The sequence below is a fragment of the Paludibacter sp. genome (genome assembly GCF_009712605.1).
Taxonomy (GTDB): Bacteria; Bacteroidota; Bacteroidia; order Bacteroidales; family Paludibacteraceae; genus Microbacter.
This window is the reverse complement of record NZ_WASO01000001.1, coordinates 355,866-378,077: the sequence shown is the minus strand read 5'-3', so window position 1 is coordinate 378,077 and position 22,212 is coordinate 355,866. Positions and strand designations below refer to the sequence as shown.

The following is a 22,212-nucleotide window of genomic DNA, read 5'->3' as shown; positions in this document are numbered from 1 at the left end:
GACTTTTGCTTTTCAAAAAAATTTCAGAGCGACATCACGTCACCCTGAAATTATAACTAAAATGTTTAAGCAAAGTATCATTGCTTTACTTGCAATGATATGGGATAAATATGTTTTCATTTCACATACAATTCAAGTGTCTTACAAGCAAATAGGTAATCATATTTTGCCTGAATCCGTTCAGAGACAGCTTTAGCAAGAGCCGTTTGCTTTTCGTTTACTTCAAATGCATTGGCTTTTCCAACTTCAAATTTTTCCAGAACGGCTTCATAAGCGATCTGCGACGCTTCTTCTTCCTTCTGTAGAGAATGCAGCCTTCCCTTGGCTGCAACAGCACGGCAGCAGATCTGTTGAATTGTCTTATAGAATGTAAGTTTTGCTGTTTCCAATGCTAATTCTTGCTGTTGCATATTCAGCGTGGCTGTTTGCACTTTGTGTTTAACATCCAACCTACTGAAAATCGGAACTGAAAGAGTTGCGCCTATAACTTGTTGTTGGTTCTGATAGAATTGTTTTGAAAAGGAGGTGTTTTTTGCTCCGTCCTCAAGATTATAATAAAAATAATACCCGTTGTAGTATCCTGCCAAAAGGTCTATTGTAGGCCAATATCCGGCACGCGCCACACCGATATCTGCTTTGGCTTTGTCAATACGGTATTGTGCAGAACGAATAGCCGGATAACCATTCAAAGCCGTACTATAAAGTATATCTGCATTATCGGGAAGAACGCATACCGTATCTATTCCGGAAGCAGAGATATCAAAATCAGTACTGCGTTCAAACTGTAACAATTGAGTTAAGTCTATTACAGCCAGCTGTTGATCGGTTTGCAATTTGATTAGCGAAGCGGAGTCTTTGGCAAGCTGCGCCTGACTGTCATATAGTTCTGAACGGGATAGCTTTCCTACCTGAATCATGCGCTGCGCTTTATCGGCTTGTTTAGAAGAAAGCCTTACCTGCTCCTGTGCCGAACGGGTTAACTCTTTATCGAGTAAAACCTGAAGGTAAGCCGCCATCACATCTATTACCATATCTTGCAGAGCCTGTTCCTTGTCGGCTTTTGAGGCATTCAAATCGCATTTTGCGGATATTATACCGTTGCGAATGCGAAACCCTGTAAAAAGAGGCAGAGAGAGTGAAACACTCAAATTTGCTGCAGAGGCATTGCTTTGCGAATAAACTCCGGATACAGAAGGCGACAAACCCATATTGTATCCTTCATGTACCGATCCCGACAAGGAAGGTAATCGTTGACATTGCGCTGTTTTTAAGGCAATATTCGCTTGTTGGATAGCGAGCTGTTTCTGCCGGATGGTAAGGTTGGCTGTTTTTGCTCTATCGATGCACTCTTGCAGTGTCCAAGGTTGATTTGCAAAAACAAATTGTGCTTGCATCAAAAAACATAAACTTATTAAGATATTCACTCTAACATTTGGCATTATTACCATAAGAAAATAACTATAAAGTATTTACGGCTTGTTCTCCTACTAAATTGAGGTATTTGAAAGTAAATATCTCAAAGGTGTTATCATTCTTTGCATTAAACTTCTGTTTTCTGTAATTATCTCTGCGGCTCCGTTCATTTCTCCTGTAATTTTCAAATATTTATGCGTAGTTGAATACAGACCATGTGGAAAAGCTACTTCTACAGTATAGTTATTACCATTAGGAATTAAAGACATATTAGTAACATATCCCTGTAAAATACCATATTCCAAATAGGGATATCCAGACAATTTAACATTCGCCAGTTGTCCGAGTTTAATTTTTGCAGAACCAGATAAGGGAATTGCCACTTTTCCAACTAATCGTCCGGGATGTTGCAAAACAATTGCAAAGACTTTGTTGCCGGAATTGATAAACTGATTCTTTTGCCAAAAGGAACTAAATGTTACTATTCCTTTTTGTGGGGAAATCAACAAATAATTCTGCTGCCAATTCTCTGTCGCTGTAATCAACTCTCTGTAAGCCGACTTTAATTCGAAAAATAATTGATTTCTTTCCTGCTGATATTGAACCGAAAGTTTACCTGTAGTCCCCTGTATTTGTGTAGATTGCACTTTCTCAAGTGAAATGGAAGTCTGTAATTGTTGTAACTCTTGTTGTTTATTTAGAAGTTTCTGGACTGTCGCTTCCCATTCCGATTCGGACACCACTTTATCTTCATACAATTTCCGAGTTCGATCGTAGTCTGACCTGACAATCATCAACTCTTTTTGTTTTAGCTCTAATTGTTTCCGAAGATTTTTTGTATAAACTGAACGATCTGACATTTGACGATGCAATGATTCTTTTTCTTGTAAGATCAGGTTCAATGCCAGATAATTGCTATAATTTGTAGCTGCTTTGGTAAATGCAGAAAAAGCGGATTGTATTTCCCCAAGATTATAAGCATCTGTCATCATTTTACTGGGAAGATAATATGCAGAGTCGGAAATGCGAACCGAGTCTAATAATTGTCGCATTACCAATACGTCGTTGATCGACGCCGCATTATCAATTACAGCTAATATATCACCTTGGTTTACGTTTTGTTTGTCATAACAACGAAGCTCTTTGATTTTTCCAGTAGAGCGAGCAATAATCCAAACCGGAGGATTCTCCGTTGTAATAACTATGTTTCCCGAATTCACATCCGGATAACTAAAAAAGAAACTTCCGATAAATAAAACAATCAATACACCACAAATAACCGAAATGCCATACCGGATCAATGCATGAGGTGGCCTGGTAAGTATCTCTTGCACTTCATCGCTCCGCAATTCTATATTGTTTGATCCTTTCAAAATATTCAATTTATAGTTCCAGTTGATTTTTAACGAGTCTATAATATGCTCCCTGTTGTTGTATCAATTGATTGTGCGTTCCTATCTCTGCAATTTCACCCTTTTCAAGAACAACAATCTGATCCGCATTTTTTACAGTACTCAATCGATGTGCTACAACCACAGATGTCCTGCCTTTAAAAAAATTCTGCAAGTTGCTCATAATCACGCTCTCATTATTAGTATCTAAAGCATTGGTTGCTTCATCAAGAAAAACAAATGCAGGATCCTTATAAACTGAACGTGCAATCAGAATTCGCTGCTTTTGTCCCTGACTTAAACCATGACCTTCATTCCCGATTTTTGTATTATAACCTAACGGCAATGATTCCACAAAGTCTCTTATATTTGCAGTTACTACAGCATTAAGAAGTTTTTCCTTATCAATTACTTCTACGCCTGGGGCTATATTACGGGCAATTGTGTCCGAAAATATAAACCCATCCTGCATCACCACACCACATTGCTTTCTCCATGCGCGTAGATTGAAGTTAGTCAGATTGTTGTTTCCCAATAATATTTCACCTTTTTGTAGTGGATAAAAGCCCAGTAACAATTTTACCAAGGTCGTTTTGCCGCTTCCACTTGTTCCTACAATGGCTGTCTGTTTCCCCGAGGGGATAATCAGGCTAACATCGTTTACCACAGGCTCTCCTACAGAAGTACCATCGTAAGAAAACCTCACATTGCGCAAAGTGAGTGCTTGATTCGAAGGTATTTCAGCAATCCGATTTTCATCTTTTGATTCTTCATCCTCTTTACTATGAATTTCGCTTAATCGATTTATACTTAATTGAGCGTCTTGTGTGTCTCTGATAAATGAGATCAAATGGTCAATTGGACTGTTCAGTTGCCCAATAATGTATTGTACTGCCAGCATCATCCCCAATGTAAGTTGACCATCAATAACCAATTTTGCCACCAAAGCTGTAATGATAATATTTTTAGTTTGATTTATCAAAACGCCACCGGAATCTTGATATTGAGATAAAGCCAATCCCCTGATCCTCAATCGAAATAGCTTTGCTTGAATTCGTTCCCATTCCCAACGTTTTTGCTGTTCACAGCCATTGAGTTTTATTTCCTGCATGCCTGTAATCAACTGCACAACGTTGCTTTGGTTTGCCGATTGCTGAGCGAAGTTTTTATTATCGAGTTCAGCACGCCGTTTCATAAAAATCCAAACCCATCCAAAATAAAGCGCACTTCCCACAAAGAATATTGAAAAAATGAGTGGATTGTACAACAACAATACAATAGAGAAAATCACAATAGTAACTGCTGAGAAAAGAACACTCAAACTTGAATTGGTAAGATAATCTTTAATGCGAGTGTGGTCATTAATGCGCTGCAGAATATCTCCAACCATTTTGGTATCAAAATAGCCCATTGGCAAGCGCATTAATTTTATCAGAAAATCAGAAATAAGAGATATATTGATACGGACACCCAAATGTAGCAATATCCATCCACGAATAAATTCTACAGCCGCACTACTAAACGTAAGCATCAGTTGAGCGGCAAGCACTAAATAGATGTACCCTACATTATGAGTATTAATCCCAAAATCAACAATCGATTGGGTAAGAAATGGCAAAACCAACTGTAACAGGCTACCAAAAGCCAATCCAAGAAACAATTGAAGAATAAGGCTTCGATATGGCCGAAGATAGGAGAATAAAAAGTGAAAACCCTTTCGTTGAATTATTTCTTCATCTTTCTTATAGAAATCGGGAGTAGGTTCCAGTAGCAGTGCCGTCCCCACCTCCTCTCCATCCACTTTAGAACTATACCAACACCTACAAAATTCCTGCTGTGTATATTTTACCTTACCCGCAGCTGGGTCAGCGACATAAATACAGACTTCCTTACTTTTATTTCCGAATAAACCAACAAGTTCTTTTATCTTATATACTACGACAAAATGCTGTTGATTCCAATGGACTATACAAGGCAACGGAGCATCTTTTAACATACCAAATGGCACTATGATGCCCGTGGTTCGAAAGCCAATCTGCTCAGCAGCCTCACTAACTCCAAGCATAGATACTCCTTCTCGCGTAAGGCGTGATTTTTCTCTCAGACCTTCTAACGAATAGCTACGACCATAATAAGCCGCTATCATGCGCAGACAGGTAGGTCCGCAGTCCATGGTATCGTGCTGGAGAAAGAGAGGAAACCTCATACATTAATTGTCTTTAATAGAAGGAAAAACTTTCCCGCCTTCAAAATATTGGAATTGTGTCTATTTCTTTATTTGGGATAGTTCATTAACATATTCCTCTACTTTCCGAAACCAATCAACAGGCTTTCCTATTTTATAAATATCCGAAAAATCCCGCTCATAATCCGGCGTAATGCCGGAAGAAACATCTCTCCCTCTATAATCAAAAGTTTTGCAAGTATTTATCAAAACTTCTATACCTGAGGGAAGACGTACAACTAATGGTTGCCCATTTGCGCCGGCAGTTCTTTTACCAAGAATTCTTGTTTTCGGATTTATTGTAAGCACAATGGCAAAAAATTCTGCTGCCGAAGCGGTGTTAGGGGCGGTTATCACATAAATATTCCCTTTATACCGTTCTGCCGATGGCAGACGATTTGCAAAAACAGAATATGGTACATCTTCAAAAGCTGTATCATAAAAATAAGGATAAAACAAATCTTTATCTTGTTGACTTACATCATTTGCTTTATAATAATAAAGTCGACTGCTTGCTTTTGCCCTGTAATTTGCTTTGTTAATTCGGGTTTTATATTTATTCCACTGTAAGCTATCATTGTCAACCAAGAAAGAGATAGCATTTGTAACAGCATTGCCATCTCCGCCACTATTATCTGTAATGTCAACTATCAGATTATCATATTTTTTAATCACACCTTGATGCTTTTGAAAAAAGGCATCAAATTCTTTATCGCATTTCGTAAAACGGATATAAGCAAAACTATTGACAGAATCAACCAATAGTATATTCTCTCTATTTAGCTGTAAATTTCTTTTTTTGATATAATCCAGTTTGTTTTGTCTTGCTGAATCGCTTGGTAAAGGGTTAATATCTATATCATACGGAATTTGAACCTTTTTTATTCCATCGGCTGTTTTCACTTCTAGTTTAAGTCTCTTTTTATATGCCTTAGGTGCAAAAGAAACTAACGTCAGGCTCGGATTAAACATAGAGTAGGTCATTTTCGAAATATCCGGATTTGATTCCGAATCATACACTGAACCATTCTCATTAATATATTTCATTGCCGGCATCCCATCTATTGTGAGAATTTCATCACCCACAGTCACTTTCTTAGAATAATGAGAACCGATGTTTTCAATATATAGTTTACCTTCATTGTAAGATGTAACCAGTAGCGGATATGACAACTGGTTATTCAGATAATCCGGCATAGAAGCACTGGTATGCCCGTTATGAAAGCAAGCCAAAAACTTTTGCATGGATTTATAATATTCAAAATCATTCTTCGAGTCTTGAATGATAGGAATATATGCCCTGTAAAGGCTATCCATATTTAACCCAGGGCAATTGTCCATATTCGCAAAATTGTACGAAAGTTCTTTCCATACCATTGAAAGCTCATACAGTTTCTGCTCTTTACTGATTTTATGAAGGCTCTTCTGTGGGACTACGAGACAGGTTATGCTCAAAAAAGCAACTGATAATAAACACGTCTTTTTTATACTATCCATGATATATTATATTCCAAATTTTTATTTACCTTATCTTTCACGTAATTAATGAAAGTTATCTCAGAATAATCATCTACGCATCGGAAATTGGTTTTCCCAATTTTAGCCTCATAATATCGTTGAATACACGGGCCATAGCACAATGGCAATCTTTTGCAATTCAAACATTTTTTATTATTAAAAGTCGGCTCTGCAAACATTTTTAACACAACGTTCATACGAAAATTCATAGAGCCATCTTCTATCGTCACAATAAATAGATCATAATTGTAATCTCGTGGGTTATATTTTCAAACCTTTAAAGCATAAATTCAAATACAAAATTCTTTCTGTTTATATCTTTTCACTCACTGAAAATATACACACCATGGTTTTATTTCCGAACAAACTAACAGCATGAGTTATCTCATATACTACTACAAAATGTCTTTGATTCCAATACCAATACAAGGGAGCAAATCTTCTACTAGTTGTTAATATGTGGTTTTTCACGTTAATTATCCAATGAATAGTGGTTTCGATAAAATGCAGCCACCATCCGCAGACAGGTAGATCCACAGTCCATAGCATCTTGCTACACCTCAGAAAAACTCATCCCCTGAGATTATTGTATAGGCAACGTTCTAATATATTTGTAAACATTTTTGAACCAACCATTTGACTTCCCAACTTGATATAGGTCTGAAAAATTGTATTCATAATCAGGAGTAATACCGGATGAAATATCCCTTCCTTGATAATCATAACTTTTACACGTATTTATACGGACTTCTATTCCTGAAGGAAGGCGAACAACCAATGGCTGAGCTGTCGCACCAGCAGTTTTAGTTCCGATAAGTAATGTTTTTGAATTTTTTTTCAGGGATGCAGCAAAATATTCTGCCGCCGAAGCGGTGAAAGAGCTTGTTAATACGTAAATATTACCTCTATACCTATCGACAGGAGACACTGGATTTGCATATACAGGAAACGGAACCTCCATAAATGCGGTATCAAAAAAATAAGGATCATACAAATCCTTTTCTTTTTGAGAAATCTTTTCTTCGTTATAATAATGATCAAAACTTGCCCTTGCCCTATAATAAGCATTACTCACACGGGTTTTATTTGCACTCCATTGTATGCTGTCAGTATTGACCAGACAGAAAATAGCATCTATCAAAGCATTGCCATCGCCTCCTCCATTTCCAGTTATATCAATAATCAGATTATCGTATTTTTTAATAGTTTCGTATCGTTGCTGAAAAAATGAATGAAACTCATTATCACAATGAGTAATCCGTAAATAAGCGACACTGTTCAGTGTGTCTGTCAATAAAACATTTGCTTCCTCCTTTGAAGAATTTCTCTTTTTGATAAAAGTTCTTGTAGCCTGCTTGGCGGTATCCTTAGGTGCAGGTATCATTTCTATATCAAATGGAATTTTTACCCGTTCAATCCCATGATGCGTTTTTACTTCCAGTCTGATTTTCTTTTTGTATTCCTTGGGAGCATATGTAATCAATGTATTTAAATCGGGATTGAACATAGAATATTTTATCAGAGTTTCATCTTCATTGGAACTCGACACATATGCAGAACCAAATTTTTTGATATACTCCATAGCCTGCATGTCGTCAATTTTCAATATCTCATCATCTACAGTAATCTTTTTTGAGTAATGCGAACCTATATTATCAATCAGCAGCTTTCCATTCCTATATGTTGTTATCAGAAAAGGTAAGGCTAAATGATCCCAAAAGTAATCTGGCATCTCACAACGCGTATGTCCATTGTGAAAATGAGCTAAAAACTGCTGAAGAGATTTATAGTACTCAAAATCATTTTTTGTATTTTGTACAATCGGTATGTATACACGATAAAGGCTATCCATGTTTAAGCCGGGACAGTGGTTCACATTCGCAAAATTGTACGAAAGCTCTTTCCAGACAACCGACAGTTCGTATAATTTTTGATTTTTACTTATTTTCCGCAAACCATTTTGTGAAAACGCAACAACACTAATCATTAACCCACCTATCACAAAGAAGATCTTTCTGTTACAACTCCTCATACTTTCACACTATTTAAGTTTTTGTTCACTTTTTCATTTACGTATTCTTTTAAAGAAATCTCAGCGGAATCATGCAAACATTGAAATGTTGACTTTCCTATTTTAGTTTCGTAATACTTTTGAATACAAGGACCATAACACAAAGGTAGTCGTTTACAATTCAGACATTGTTCATTATCAAAGGTTGGATTTGAAAACATTTTTGCTATGATATTTATTTTGAAAGACATAGAACCATCATCTTTTATCGTACCAATACAAAGATCTTCACTATAATCCCTAGCAGAACATTTATACACTTTACCGTCATAATTAATTACTCTATGATAAAAGCTATCAGCATAGCAGCATTTATAATTTTTAGATTGATAAGCAAAATACATAGTTTTAAATCCAGCTTTTTCAAATTCTTTTTTTATGTCTAAAAGCAACTGATTATTCCCATTTTCATCAATATTTAAATCAACCTGCCATACTCGCTGAAAATCAACAAATATTTTACTTCTATTCTCTAGCTTTATGTCATGTATCACTGTTGATACATTTTTCAATGTCTGCTTATCATAATTAATCCTCATAATAACACATACATTATTTACATGCGCACAGATGTCATTCAGAGTTTGCAATATTTTAATATAATGACCCTCACCGTTATGGTTTTTTACTGCATTGTGCTTTTTACTATCTCCATCAATAGGTATCTGAAAACTATTAAGTTGTATATCATTAAAAGCACAAATCATTCGCATATCAATATAATAAGCATTAGTAGTTACATGATTGCGAAAAGGAATGTTGCAGTTTTTACATAATTCAATAGCATACAACGAGATAGGATAAACTACTTCATAGAAATACATCAAAGCCTCTCCTCCAAACCAATCGAGCTTTAGTTCTGATATATGCTCTTTTTCAATCATATATTTGATATGCATCTTGATTCTTTCAACGATCTTATCATCCATTCTGCATTTTTCAGGAATGGAGGCTTGATCTTCAAAACAATACCAACATTTGTAGTTGCATTCTAGAGTAGGATTAATAGTTAGCTGATATGCCCTTTTGCAAAGTGTAACATTTCTGTTTTGAAATAAAATATATTCTAATTCATTAAAATACAGATCTTTTACAAACCCAAGGTCAATAAAACAATCGAATATCTGAAAATAATCTAATCTGAAATTATCCAAATGTTCAAGATAATATTTTATATCATCTATTTCTGAATCTTCGAAACAAATAGCTTTATCTGTAAACGAATTATATAATATATTGTCTATCCATATATTATACCGACTTTGTTCATATGTAACCATATCTATTTCTGATAAACATAGAGAAGAGGAGACTATAAGTACCTCTTCTCTACAAATAAAGTATTATTGTTATTTACAAGGATATGACACTTTCGGTTTAGGCTTCGGAGAGTTATCACAAATAGATGCTACTGCGGCTGTATAGTCTTCTTCACAGTCATCACATTCTTGACCTCCTCGAAGCATATTCATATTTTCTATTTGAAGCATTGTCTTTTCACTTAAAACTAAGTTTCTTTTCATTATTGTGGAATTTAAATTCATTTTCCTACTCGTAAAGCTTTTCGGAATTCGCTCTTTTTTTAACACAACCATCCCGTATTTAACGAAACAGACATGCCCAAGTCCTACAATACAAGGATAATTGGGGAAAATTACTACTTTTGTTGCGGCCTTTCTGTGTTAGTTTAACCTCAAATTTTGCAAGATTTTATGGTTTGGCGCTCACGGGAGGCCATTTTTGTAGCCTTATGGGAGCAAACCACAAGGACAAAATATTAATTTGAAAATTAGTCAATTTGAAAATGTGCTAATTAAATTTGAGAACGCGAATGAATGTTAGTCCTCTCCCATTTTTTTATCCGTAGCTAATTCTTGTCGCGTTGTAGTCGCTGTTGTTTAAAAGCCTTTGGTTAGAAGCAAGGGCAGCATCATACCGCCCCTACCTCAACTAACCAAAAAAAATAAACCAATTATGGGATATCTATATTTGTTAGATAGATCACTCCTATATCATTTGTCACCGTTAGTGTATAGATACCTCTCGCCCATCCTGTGGTATCTATTGTGAGAGAAGAACCGGACATTGTAGTGATATAAGTGTCGTAAAGCAGATTATCAGTCATATCTTCAACGGATACTGTAACAGTACTTAAATTCAAGTTAAAATAAAGGGTAACATTGTCAGTCGACAACTGAACAGAACAAGCCGAAATAGATTTGGATTTCAGAGGTGGATTAGGGTTTTCCGGACTTTCCCCATTAATGAATTGAACAGGAACACAAATGACAATTACACCCCACAGCAAAATGAACTTTCTTAATCTCATGATACTTTTATATTAAAGATAAAAATCAATAAGTCATATCGAAGAATTGAGATGTCTTCAGATCTGCTAATTGCGAAGTGAAATTACAGAGATTAAATTACTTCAAAAGAATTTTTGATATAAAAACACATACTAATTTAAACACAGTTAACATCTACATATCAAACTGTCTATCTGTAATATGTAGCACAAAATGTCATTTTAGCATACTAATGGACAAAAATGACAGTTAAAAGAATGGGGAAATATTGTCAGAATTTGGAGAGAAAATCGGTTAAATTAGTCCCGTGTTGCAATTTGAGTTTTCTCCTCAAATTGGTTCGTTTTACATTGTAGGAGGCTGGTTGAAAATTGAGAGTAGTGTAAATAGTAACATTATCAAACCCCGCTAATAAAAAACAGCAAATCGTAATTTCATTTTCTATCAAATCGGGGAAGGCGACTTTTAATCGTGTGGAAAAATTATCATAAAGTAAATCCACATTTTCGATAACATGAATTACTATCTGATCAATAGTTTCTCTACTGTCTTTTTTCTGAGCACCTCTCTGGGTTGTTGTAAGATTAGCTAAATTATTTCTAAGCATATTCAGCGTACTGAGGGCTCCTTGTTGTCTGGAAAGTTGTTTTTGTAGTATAATGATCTTTTCTTCCTCACTTTGCAACAACGCCCTTTCTTTTTCCATCAATAATTGTTGATGGGCCAAGAGATGTTTTTTCTGTTGATCTCGAAAAATCGTAAATATTATGCCTCCTAAACTAAGCAGCAATAACAAAAACAGGATTACAATCTTGCTATCCTGATCTTTTATTGTTAAAGATATATTCTGCGATGCAATTTCTTCGTATTTATATTTTTTTTCAAGACCTGCAAAGCTCTCTGAAAGAGAGTGGTTATATATAGAATCTTTTGCATTAATCAATTTTTCCGTATAATAACAGACTCCATTGCAATTTTTGTTTTTTGCGCTAACTTCCAACCAAACTCTATAAAAACTTGGTGCCATATCGCGAGGATTAACACATTTTCGTAAGTAAAATATAGCAGAATCGGCATTGTTTAGTTTGTTAAATATCAAAGCCATATTAACATATTTCGCATAATCGTAAACATCTGAACTAACAAATGAGAGACGTGCGTATCTGAGAGCACTATCGTATTTTGCAAGCTTATAATAAACTAAACATTGTTGTCTACGAAATGAAGACTTTAATAAAGACTCCATATGTGGATTCTCATTAATCGCCTTTGCATAATATTGTAAAGCTTCGTGATATTTCTGATTTCTATACAACGAGTATCCTAGTTCTAACAAACACACAGAACTGTTTCTAGAATCACCAGCTTTTTTTAGATAGTAATAGCCCTTCCTATAACAATGTAACGCACTATCAAGTTGATTCTGTTTTTGATACAACTTCGCTTCGTCTCCATATACAAATCCAAGTAATTTATGATTTTTACTTTGGAGTGCATAGGTTTCTGCTTTTAGAAGAGATGTCGCCCTACCCCGAACGTTACCTTGATTATTCTCGCATCTGGCACGATAAAACCAGGCATATCCTGCTCTTACTGGCTCCTTACTATTAAAATAATCCGTAGCAATTCGTATCAGTGTATCTGAAGCCACTACGCTATCGCATTTATCCAACGCTTGTGTTATTAGTAATGCATACAGGGCACGGTCGGAAGAGGCAAGGTGGTGAAAGTTGCCTACCTTTTTAAGCAGATGTAGGGCACGGTCGGGGTGTACAGATATGATACTGTCGGCATGAGACAGCAATGCCTTCTGCTCCGGAGTGGTGTGGTGGCAGGCTGTGAACAAAAGGAATGCAAAAGCCAAGAATAATAATTGACGCATTAACAAATATCAATTTAATAATTGCTTTTGCAAAGATAAAAAATATCAGCATTTGAGGCTCCCCTTAGTAGATTAAAATCGAATTCAAATACAAAAATTTCCAACACAAAGACTCCAAGACACAAATAAGATTGATCATCCGCAAAATGGGATCTACATCCTCAGTGGCTTGGTGCCTTCGTGTTGGAATTAGGCTTTTCGGAGTGTACTTACTTATTTACAACCCCATCAAGAACTCTGTCAGGTTTTGTTCATGTGAAAGATTCAGCTTCTTTCTTAGCCTGTACCGCGCCATTTCTATACTCTTCGAAGAAATATTCATCAGGCCGGCTATTTCCTTCGAGCTGATATTCATCCGTATATATGCTGCCAATTTCAAATCTGATGTCGTAAGTCCAGGAAACTGGGTACTCAGCTTGACCAAATAGTTATCGTGCGTCTTATTGAAGCTCATCTCAAAGACTTTCCATTCTTCATCCGGATTTTTATTCTTTTCAACAATATGCTTTAGACCTCTCAACTCCGTAGATGGAATTGTTCTATTCAAAACAAGTTTTGCAATTTCGGCATCCAGTTTACTCATGAGCTTATTCTTGTGCAACATTGATTTAGTGACACGCGAAAGCTCATCGATTTGAGACTTTACCTGTTCCTGCAACACCCTATTTTCCATTTTTGCCATCTCTTTTTCATGCTCGTTTTCAATACGTTTTTGCTCTTTCTGCCATCGGCTTTGCAAATATTTATAATAGAGCATAGCAAGACCGGTAACCAACAAAAGAAACAAACACAAGCCAATCCATCCCATGTACCAGGGTGGCAAAATAGTAATCCGGAGTTCCTGCGAATAATAAACTTCATTTGTACCAACAATGGTTGCCTTGACCTGAAAAACGTAATCACCGGCTGGCAAATTAGTAAACGTTGCAATGTTGCTTGATGATGAGATAGAAAAGTTTTCCGAGTTTCCCTTCAGGCGATAACTATACCGTATGTTTCCTTCATTTTCATAATCAGGCAGAGTAAACCGTATAAAAATCGTATTATGCTTATACGGGAATTTTATAGCATGGCTTGTGTAATAATCGAGAGAATTAGGCAAAGACAAAGGCTTCAATACATTGGTGAATGTTCCGATATCGCGGAGATAAACCATATTCTGCTTTGTTTTGGGAGAATAGTTTGCATTCATCACGGCAAAACTATTCGACGTACAAACCATATAAGATCCATCGGATATCTTCTCTACGTCTTCATATGTTTTGATCAGTTGTTTGTAGAGCGATTCCATATTCCGTTTCTCGAGAGTAGGTTTTTGCGTAAGGTACGCTTTTATACAGAAGAACTGATCGGCAGCATAGCACCACATCCGGTCGGCATCCAATTGCAAACGATGAATATTAGCCTTTTTCGGCATCAAATGATTGATAAGTGGATCAGGAGTAAATCTGTTCAACGTATAGTCGTACTTAAGAATACCTCTTACCGCATCAAGAGCAAATACGTTGCCATTATAAGAATAAATTCCTCTGGTAGTGGCATGATTAATGCCAATATCAGTCAACTGGTTGCTACTGGACACAACATTTTCAAATTTTGAATCAAACTTTACCTTACAAAAGCCGGCTGAAACACTTCCAACATAGATATTATTATCCCTGTCCTTCGCCAAAGTTGATCCATCGTAGGGAAAAACGGCCTGCGCTTTGAAGGTATACCGGCTGCCATTTATATGCATAACGCAAAGCCCGTCGTATGTAAGAAACAAAACTGTGTTATCATCAATTTTCAACAGGTGAGAAGCCCCGCTCTTAGCATAAATAAAATCGCCCTTTGATCCACCTACGGCATAAATACCCTTATTATGAGCACATAACAATTTATTCCCAACTACCTGTAATGCCCAAACCTGTCCCTGAGATTTAGGCATAAGAGTCAAAGGTAATTCACGTTCCGGATAAGAAAGGTCGGCAACCGCACAGCTAAATAAACCCTGATTAGTTGCGAAGTAAAGTCTCCCATTAAACTCTTGCGCCTGATACACTGACCCAAGAACTCCCTTCGGATCAGGAAAAGTACGGATAGGACTATTTAACTGAATGTGTGCAATTCCCCTGTCTAAACCCAGCCACAAGTTGTTTGTCTGATCGGAAAAGATGCTCAAGACGGTATTATTGGGCATTCCTTTTGGCTTGTTGATGGTTGACAACATATTACCATTGTGATCTGTAATAAGCAGGCCATTCAGAATGGTTCCAAAGGCAAATTTCCCTCCGGGGAGAGAAATCATGCTGAATATCTGGTTTTTTATAAGAAATTCGTTGCACGGAAAATTACATTTGGAGATACGTCCGTTTTCCATCATATAAAGACCTTTGTCAATCGTTGCGATTAAAATAGAATTAGCAGAATACGCTTCCATACCATACACACAATCTCCGGTAAAGATTTCTCCACCGGTAACACCAACAAGCCTGTCATCTTTCAGTTCCATCAGCCCAAGTACTTTTTCCTGTGCAAACAAGCGATCGTTTACACAAAAAAGAAACTGAAACCGATTGGGAGCCGGTATTATTGAAATTGATTTAGTTTGGGTGTTGTATTTATAAATATTCTTGAAGCTATGAAAATAAACAGAATTGTGAAACGGCACAATTTTCCAGATTTCTTCATCGGCAAAATGGAGGTTCGATGCTTGGGTTAGCGACGTATACTTAAGTTTACGGGTAGAAATATCTTCGGTCCAATACCCGAACTCATTTCGCTGTCCGGTATAAATTCTCTGGTCATCAGTTATCGCAACACTTCTTACGTTGGAGGTGTTGTAGGGTAAATAGTAAGTAGTCCATTGGCTTCCGTCATACTCCAGTAAACCGGCAGAATTTGCAAAATACATGTACCCTTTCTTGTTTTGAGCAATCGCCCATGTTTGATTCGCGGCATTGTACACATTTTTGTCAAAATAGGTAATTTTAGGGACACAAACATTCTCTATCTTTTCAATGCCTGCAACTGCGTGTACGGTTGACAATAAAAAAATGCAAAAGACTGTGATATAAACACATTGTTTCATAAAGCATTTGAATAATAAGGTTAAAGTGCCATTTTTGACCAAAATGATACAGAACAAAGATATGATATAATTTGATACAACTCAAAATATAGATTTTTTTATTTTTTTATTTCTGATTTTTAAATATTTAATGCGATCATTGTAGAGATAAAATAGAGGCGTTTTTCTATCTCTATATAGTTTTTGTAGAGGTAATAAAATTGTCAAAAGTGGAATTTGAAGCATACTTTTGTCCTAAAATTTATTTAACAACAAATCGGGATGACGGAAAAGCAACCTCAAAAGTTGTTTTTCCCGTTAAAAGTGATCGTTGTCAATGAACCCATGAGAACACAAGAGATACTTATTGTATTTTTTCAATCTATCTTCTTTTAAAAAATACAACCACACCTCCAAGTTTCTCTGATTCATTCTTCCCACGAAAAAACCAGACTTGAAAAATTCTATGTTCAAACTTAAATTTTATCAGCAGATTGAACTGATTATTGTTTATCTCAAGAGAAAAGTAGTTCATTTATCAATAAATAGTAATTAAATCCAAGTTTAACCCGCTTAGTCCGTTTATATGGACGAAGCATAAATCTCAACCTATGAAGAAACGAGTGATTTTTGTTTTGATTATTTTGTTCTGTATGGGCAAAATAATGGCACAAAACATTTCGGGAGTGGTTTATGACTCTAAGAACGAGCCATTACCCGGAGTTGCAGTAGTGGTGAAAGGCATGGCCAAAGGCAGCACTACGGACACTAACGGCAAATTCATCATTAGTAATGTGCCAGACGCATCAAAAAAATCTCTGGTATTTAGCTACGTCGGTTTCGAAACCGTTGAAAAAGCGATTGGAAATCAGTCTAATTTCAAGATCATCCTGAACGAATCCGCAAAAGCCATGGATGAAGTTGTAGTTGTTGGTTACGGTGTTCAAAAGAAAAGTGTTGTAACCGCAGCAATTTCAAAAGTATCATCCGATGATCTTAGCAAGGTAGCTCCGGTTCGAATTGATGATGCTTTGAAGGGAATGACTTCCGGAGTAACGGTAACAACGGCTTCCGGACAACCGGGTGCAGGCTCCCAAATTCGAATCCGGGGTATTGGAACTATCAACAACTCCGATCCTCTCTACATTGTAGACGGAATGCCCATTGATGGAGGCATTGACTACCTCAACCCTAATGACATTCAATCCATTGAAGTCTTAAAAGATGCTGCATCCGGAGCTATTTACGGAGCTCGTGCAGCCAACGGTGTTATTTTGGTAACGACCAAAAGCGGTAAAACAGGCAACATTAAGGTAACGTATGACTTCTCTTATGGCATGCAAAATCCATGGAAACACCGTTCTGTTTTAAATGCCACTCAATATGCCATCATGATGAATGAGGCATCTGTAAACAACGGAGGATCTGTTCTGTATTCTGATCCTTATTCATTAGGAACAGGCACAGACTGGCAAAAAGAAGTATTTGACAAAAATGCTCCGAAGGTACAACATCAGGTAAGTATAAGTGGTGGAAACGACCGCACAAACTATTTTCTGTCATTCGGTTATTTCTCCGAAGATGGTATCGTAGGAGGTAATTTCAATCGTTCTAACTACAAACGTTATACGATTCGTTCTAACTCGCAACAAGTATTGTTAGACACAAAAGACCGTAGTTTTCTCAATCGTTTTGTGATAACTCAGAATTTATCTTTTGCAAACACGAAGTCTACTGGCATCAGTACCAACTCCGAATATGGCTCCCCGCTGGGTAGTGCTTTGGTAATGACTCCTTTGATGGACCCTTATGCCGACACTCCTGCTGAAATAGCAGCCGTAAAAGCCAAAACAAACACTCCTGTATATGATAGCAGAACCGGCACCCTCTTAAACATTGCCGGCGACTCATTCAATGAAATCACAAACCCTATAGGGCAACTTTCTTTACCTGGTGGTATTGGATCATCCAATAAAATTGTTGCAAACTTTACCGGCGAACTGACCTTATGGGATAATCTGAAATTCAAATCGTCTTTCGGGAACGATCTGTCATTCTGGGAATCAAACGGATACAACATTGCCTATTATCTTGGCAAATCAACCAGCAATACTCGTAGCTATGTTTACAGCCAGATGAACCGGTCATGGGTATGGCAGCTTGAAAACACCCTCTCTTACGATAAGAAATTTGACAAACATACCATAGGGATTGTTGTTGGTCAATCTGCTAAAAAAACTACTGGCCGTTACTTGTGGGGGCAACGCTATCTGATGACTTCAGAAGATCCTTCCAAAGCAAATATTGACTTCTGCACCGGCTTAGCATCTGATGGCAACCAGTTAGTTAGTGGAAGTGCTTACAGCCCATCAACTTTAGCTTCTTATTTCGGTCGTTTAAGTTACAACTATGACGAACGTTACATGGCACAGTTTACCATTCGTAAAGATGGATCTTCCAACTTCGGAACAAATAACAGATGGGCAATATTCCCCTCAGTTTCTTTAGGATGGAATCTTACGAATGAAAAATTTATCAACGACAATAAGCCTAGCTGGCTATATAACACAAAACTGAGAGCTTCTTGGGGTAAAAACGGGAACTCTAACATTGACGCTTTCAAATATGTAGCATTAACAAGCGGAGGAAACAACTATGCATTCGGTGCCGGTGAATCTGCCACTATGGTGAACGGTGTAAAACCAACAGGGCTTGCCAATCCTGATTTGAAATGGGAACAATCTGAACAAACTGACATCGGTATTGATTTGGGTTTCTTCAAAAACACTTTGACTTTTACAGCTGATTATTACACTAAAAAGACCGAAGGTATGCTGATCACCATGCCTGTTCCGGCTTATTCAGGAGACGCTGCTCCATTAGGAAATGTAGGTTCAATGACAAACAACGGGGTTGAATTGGAAGCTAGCTACCGCTTCAAAGTATCCAAATTGAATTTCCGTATAGGCGCCAATGCATCTTACCTGCACAATAAACTGACCAACCTTGGAAACTCAACTGGCTATAACAATTTGGACAGTTATGCCAATGTGGGCACCATTTCTCGTGAAGAAAACGGCTATTGCTATCCTTTCTTCTACGGATACAAAACTGCAGGTATTTTCCAAACTATGGCAGAAGTCAATGCCTATAAAAATGCAAGCGGTGGATTGATTCAGCCTAACGCTAAACCGGGAGACGTTCGGTTTGTTGACTATAATGGTGATGGTAAAATTGACGACAGCGATCGTACAAAAATTGGCAAAGGAATGCCAGATTGGACATATGGCTTTAACGTTGGCGTAACGTATGGCAATTTGGACTTCAACATGGTATTTCAGGGAACTATCGGCAATGATATCTACGATGCTACACGCCGCACAGACCTTCAGTACGTTAACCTTCCCTCCTACATGTGGAGCAGATGGACAGGCCCCGGCACATCAAACACTATTCCTCGCTTTACATGGACTGATACCAATGGCAACTGGAAATCTTCAGATCTCTTTGTGAAAAATGGTTCTTACATGCGTTTGAAAAATGCCCAGATTGGTTATACTTTGCCAAAATCAATTACAAGAAAAGTATTAATCAATAGTCTTCGCCTCTATGTAGCAGCAGAAAACCTGCTTACTTTCACCAAATACGAAGGCTTCGATCCTGAAGTTGGAACATCAGGTGGTACATCAATTGGCATTGACCGTGGTTGTTATCCTCAGGCACGCACCTTTACTTTTGGAGTAAACGTAAACCTTTAATCTTAAAACAATGGAAATTATGAAAAAACTAACAATTATAAGTTGCATTGCTCTGGCGGTTCTCGGGATGAGCTCCTGTACTGAAAATTTTCTGACAGTTGAGTCTGCCAGTAAATTATTAGCAGATGGAACTTACTACAATTCTAAAACACACCTGACTGAAGCTCTGGTTGCTTCATACGACCCTTTGAAATGGTATGACTATTTCTACAGCTACGAAAGCCTTCCCTTTGTTTCGGACCTTATGAGTGAAGACGTGATGGCTGGCGGTGGCGGCGTAACCGACTGTCTTTATCTGCACAATATTGCCAATTTCAGCGCTCTACCCACGTCTGTTTGCAACCAGTCCTGGACTATCAGTTATTCCGGCGTAAACCGTTGCAACATTGTTCTTCAATATATTAACAATGCAACCGACATGACCGATGCAGAAAAGAAAGAATATATTGCCGAAGCTACCGTATTGCGTGAATGGTACTATACAATACTTTGGAAATATTGGGGGAATGTTCCTTATTATGAGACCAATCTTTCATCTCCCTACATCTGTGAACAAAGTGGACATGATGCGGTTTATGAAAAAATAGCCTCTACGCTCGAAGGTATCATAAACAGCAATAGTTTGCCAATGAAGTCTGCATCCGGAAATGAAGGACATGTCACTCAGGCTATGGCAGAAATGCTCTACGCAGATGTAGTTATGTATCAGAGTGATAAAAACCGTTATGCAACGGCTCTGAAATATATGAAGGATATTATCGGCTCGGGGAAATATGATTTGGTAGCTGATTTTGCATCCATGTGGGAAAGCACCGGTGAATGGGGTAAAGAATCCATTTTTGAAATCAACTATACTTCTACAAGTGGTTCTCGCTCATGGGGCTCCCCTATCGCAACCGGAGGTTCTGTATATCCGAAATTAATTGGAATCAACAGTTTAAGCGGAAGCCCGGACTACAATGGCGGTTGGGGATTTGAACCTGTAAGTGCAAAAGCCTATACGATGTTTGATGCAGCCGACAAACGCCGTGATGCCAGCGTCCTCAACTTTACCTCATACGCCGCTTCTACCGGAGCTTCTTATTCTCCTCGCTATGAAGATACCGGGTATTTTCTCAGAAAATATCTTCCCCGCGTAAACGGAAACAAAGGATATACCGGTGATGCCGATATGAATTACAATAATAATGTTCGTTGGTATCGTTATGCAGAAACATTATTGAACGCTGCTGAACTCCTGTTGCAAACAGGTGGCTCTACTTCTGAAGCTCAGGGTTATTTAGACAAGGTTCGTACACGTGCAGGTCTTCCATCAGTTACTGTCTCCATTGACAACATTCTTGATGAGCGCCATAAAGAGTTCGTAGGTGAAGGCAAACGCTACTGGGACTTAGTTCGTAGCGGAAAGGCTGCCAGTGTACTAACTGCAGGTTCTACTCTTACACGTACTGTAGGGTGGAATACAAACAAAAAATATTTGCCTATTCCTCAAACAGAAATAGATGCTGCTCAGGGAACCTTAAAACAAAACAGTTATTAATGCCTAAAAAAACAAATCATGAATAAGACAATAGTAAAAATATTATTCGCTATTCTGCTACCGATATTTATTAACTCTTGTAGCGAAAAAGATTACGGAGGAGCAGATAGCAGTCTGATTCCCAATATAGACAATTATAAAAATATGTTTAGCATTAATGTTGTGTCAGACTCTAATTATGTCACCTTTAATCTGAATGCTCCCGATGTATATCCAATATGGTCATACAATGATGGCACGTCCAATGTAGTTTCTACCATCAACGGACTGTCCCAGATTGTACACCCGGCAGGGACTTACACTGTAACCGCAAAGGTTGCCAATAAATATGGGATCAGCTCTGGTTCGGTTACCCTTACCTACACTTTGACCAAAGACTTTATTGATAAAAATCTGTTCAAATACCTCTGTGGCAGTACTGGGTCAAGTACTAAGCAATGGGTTTGGAATTCTACAGTTGATGGTCACTTTGGCTGTGGACCCGACGCTTCCAATCCGACAGGATGGTGGAGCTGCGGTGCAAACGGCAAAGCAGGTGTTGGCATGTATGATGACATTTTTACATTTGGGTATGCCGGCAGTGGATTATCTGGAGCCTATACGTATGATCCGGGAGTAGGAGGTACAATTTATGTCAATGCTGGGTGTTCTTTTAATCCATTTAATGCATTTAACCCTCATAACAATAATGACTACCAAGCTACAGTGGCTCTACAAAACACCACCTGGGCTTTCAAATATGAAGGAAAAGACTTGTATTTGACATTTCCGGCAAACACGCTTGTAGGGTATGTTCCAAACATTGAAACTTACAACACGCCTAAATTCAAAATCTTGTCATTAACGGACAACAAACTGTCTATGGCATGTTATAATGGAAGCATTGCATGGAAATATGAATTCACTCCTAAAAAGTAAACGTATAACTTTTAGTAGCTACAACACGACATGTTGTAGCTACTAAATTCCATCCCAAAAATAACCCGGAGAGACACACATCTCCTCTCTTCGGGTTATTTAATGGCAAATTGAAAAACTCAATAAATAGAAGGTC

Annotated in this window: 13 protein-coding genes; 3 read left to right on the top strand and 10 right to left on the bottom strand. The window is 37.5% G+C overall.

Going from position 1 to position 22,212, the window contains the following annotated elements:
• Positions 1 to 116: 116 nt before the first annotated feature.
• From F8N35_RS01320 to F8N35_RS01280, 10 genes are all read right to left on the bottom strand, one after another.
• Entirely contained in the window at positions 117 to 1,394 is a 1,278-nt protein-coding gene (locus F8N35_RS01320) for a TolC family protein (RefSeq protein ID WP_293049552.1), read from the bottom strand.
• A gap of 93 nt (positions 1,395 to 1,487) precedes the next feature.
• Positions 1,488 to 2,786 (bottom strand): HlyD family efflux transporter periplasmic adaptor subunit, encoded by a 1,299-nt coding sequence (locus tag F8N35_RS01315; RefSeq protein ID WP_293049551.1) that lies wholly within the window; start codon positions 2,784 to 2,786, stop codon positions 1,488 to 1,490.
• Positions 2,787 to 2,796: 10 nt separating this feature from the next.
• Complete coding sequence (locus F8N35_RS01310; RefSeq protein WP_293049550.1) at positions 2,797 to 5,010, bottom strand: peptidase domain-containing ABC transporter; 2,214 nt, start codon at positions 5,008 to 5,010, stop codon at positions 2,797 to 2,799.
• Positions 5,011 to 5,070: 60 nt separating this feature from the next.
• Complete coding sequence (locus tag F8N35_RS01305) at positions 5,071 to 6,273, bottom strand: S41 family peptidase (RefSeq protein ID WP_293049549.1); 1,203 nt, start codon at positions 6,271 to 6,273, stop codon at positions 5,071 to 5,073.
• 856 nt (positions 6,274 to 7,129) lie between these two features.
• Entirely contained in the window at positions 7,130 to 8,578 is a 1,449-nt protein-coding gene (locus F8N35_RS01300) for a S41 family peptidase (protein WP_293049548.1), read from the bottom strand.
• Positions 8,575 to 9,897: a radical SAM protein gene (locus F8N35_RS01295; RefSeq protein ID WP_293049547.1), complete on the bottom strand. Its 1,323-nt coding sequence runs from the start codon at positions 9,895 to 9,897 to the stop codon at positions 8,575 to 8,577. The genes F8N35_RS01300 and F8N35_RS01295 overlap by 4 nt, the downstream gene beginning before the upstream one ends.
• A 69-nt stretch (positions 9,898 to 9,966) precedes the next feature.
• Positions 9,967 to 10,140 carry a hypothetical protein gene (locus tag F8N35_RS01290; RefSeq protein ID WP_293049546.1) on the bottom strand — a complete coding sequence of 58 codons (174 nt, stop codon included), beginning with the start codon at positions 10,138 to 10,140 and terminating at the stop codon, positions 9,967 to 9,969.
• Between the two features lie 449 nt (positions 10,141 to 10,589).
• Positions 10,590 to 10,946 (bottom strand): DUF3244 domain-containing protein, encoded by a 357-nt coding sequence (locus F8N35_RS14550; RefSeq protein ID WP_363928355.1) that lies wholly within the window; start codon positions 10,944 to 10,946, stop codon positions 10,590 to 10,592.
• 251 nt (positions 10,947 to 11,197) lie between these two features.
• Complete coding sequence (locus tag F8N35_RS01285) at positions 11,198 to 12,808, bottom strand: tetratricopeptide repeat protein (RefSeq protein ID WP_293049545.1); 1,611 nt, start codon at positions 12,806 to 12,808, stop codon at positions 11,198 to 11,200.
• Positions 12,809 to 13,025: 217 nt separating this feature from the next.
• Complete coding sequence (locus F8N35_RS01280; protein ID WP_293049544.1) at positions 13,026 to 15,881, bottom strand: triple tyrosine motif-containing protein; 2,856 nt, start codon at positions 15,879 to 15,881, stop codon at positions 13,026 to 13,028.
• A gap of 590 nt (positions 15,882 to 16,471) precedes the next feature.
• Here F8N35_RS01280 and F8N35_RS01275 point away from each other — a divergent pair.
• The 3 genes from F8N35_RS01275 to F8N35_RS01265 are packed head-to-tail and all read left to right on the top strand — an operon-like array spanning position 16,472 to position 22,076.
• Positions 16,472 to 19,618 carry a TonB-dependent receptor gene (locus F8N35_RS01275; protein WP_293049543.1) on the top strand — a complete coding sequence of 1,049 codons (3,147 nt, stop codon included), beginning with the start codon at positions 16,472 to 16,474 and terminating at the stop codon, positions 19,616 to 19,618.
• A gap of 19 nt (positions 19,619 to 19,637) precedes the next feature.
• Positions 19,638 to 21,158, top strand: a complete 1,521-nt coding sequence (locus tag F8N35_RS01270; protein ID WP_293049542.1) for a RagB/SusD family nutrient uptake outer membrane protein — start codon at positions 19,638 to 19,640, stop codon at positions 21,156 to 21,158.
• Positions 21,159 to 21,176: 18 nt separating this feature from the next.
• Positions 21,177 to 22,076 carry a hypothetical protein gene (locus F8N35_RS01265; protein ID WP_293049541.1) on the top strand — a complete coding sequence of 300 codons (900 nt, stop codon included), beginning with the start codon at positions 21,177 to 21,179 and terminating at the stop codon, positions 22,074 to 22,076.
• Positions 22,077 to 22,212 lie beyond the last annotated feature (136 nt).

Excerpts from the sequence above, each read along its gene's own strand:
- F8N35_RS01320 (WP_293049552.1), bottom strand. The coding sequence starts at position 1,394 with ATGCAAGCACAATTTGTTTTTGCAAATCAACCTTGGACACTGCAAGAG.
- F8N35_RS01310 (WP_293049550.1), bottom strand. The coding sequence starts at position 5,010 with ATGAGGTTTCCTCTCTTTCTCCAGCACGATACCATGGACTGCGGACCT.
- F8N35_RS01305 (WP_293049549.1), bottom strand. The coding sequence starts at position 6,273 with ATGCAAAAGTTTTTGGCTTGCTTTCATAACGGGCATACCAGTGCTTCT.
- F8N35_RS01300 (WP_293049548.1), bottom strand. The coding sequence starts at position 8,578 with ATGAGGAGTTGTAACAGAAAGATCTTCTTTGTGATAGGTGGGTTAATG.
- F8N35_RS01295 (WP_293049547.1), bottom strand. The coding sequence starts at position 9,897 with ATGGTTACATATGAACAAAGTCGGTATAATATATGGATAGACAATATA.
- F8N35_RS01290 (WP_293049546.1), bottom strand. The coding sequence starts at position 10,140 with ATGAAAAGAAACTTAGTTTTAAGTGAAAAGACAATGCTTCAAATAGAA.
- F8N35_RS14550 (WP_363928355.1), bottom strand. The coding sequence starts at position 10,946 with ATGAGATTAAGAAAGTTCATTTTGCTGTGGGGTGTAATTGTCATTTGT.
- F8N35_RS01285 (WP_293049545.1), bottom strand. The coding sequence starts at position 12,808 with ATGCGTCAATTATTATTCTTGGCTTTTGCATTCCTTTTGTTCACAGCC.
- F8N35_RS01280 (WP_293049544.1), bottom strand. The coding sequence starts at position 15,881 with ATGAAACAATGTGTTTATATCACAGTCTTTTGCATTTTTTTATTGTCA.
- F8N35_RS01275 (WP_293049543.1), top strand. The coding sequence starts at position 16,472 with ATGAAGAAACGAGTGATTTTTGTTTTGATTATTTTGTTCTGTATGGGC.
- F8N35_RS01270 (WP_293049542.1), top strand. The coding sequence starts at position 19,638 with ATGAAAAAACTAACAATTATAAGTTGCATTGCTCTGGCGGTTCTCGGG.
- F8N35_RS01265 (WP_293049541.1), top strand. The coding sequence starts at position 21,177 with ATGAATAAGACAATAGTAAAAATATTATTCGCTATTCTGCTACCGATA.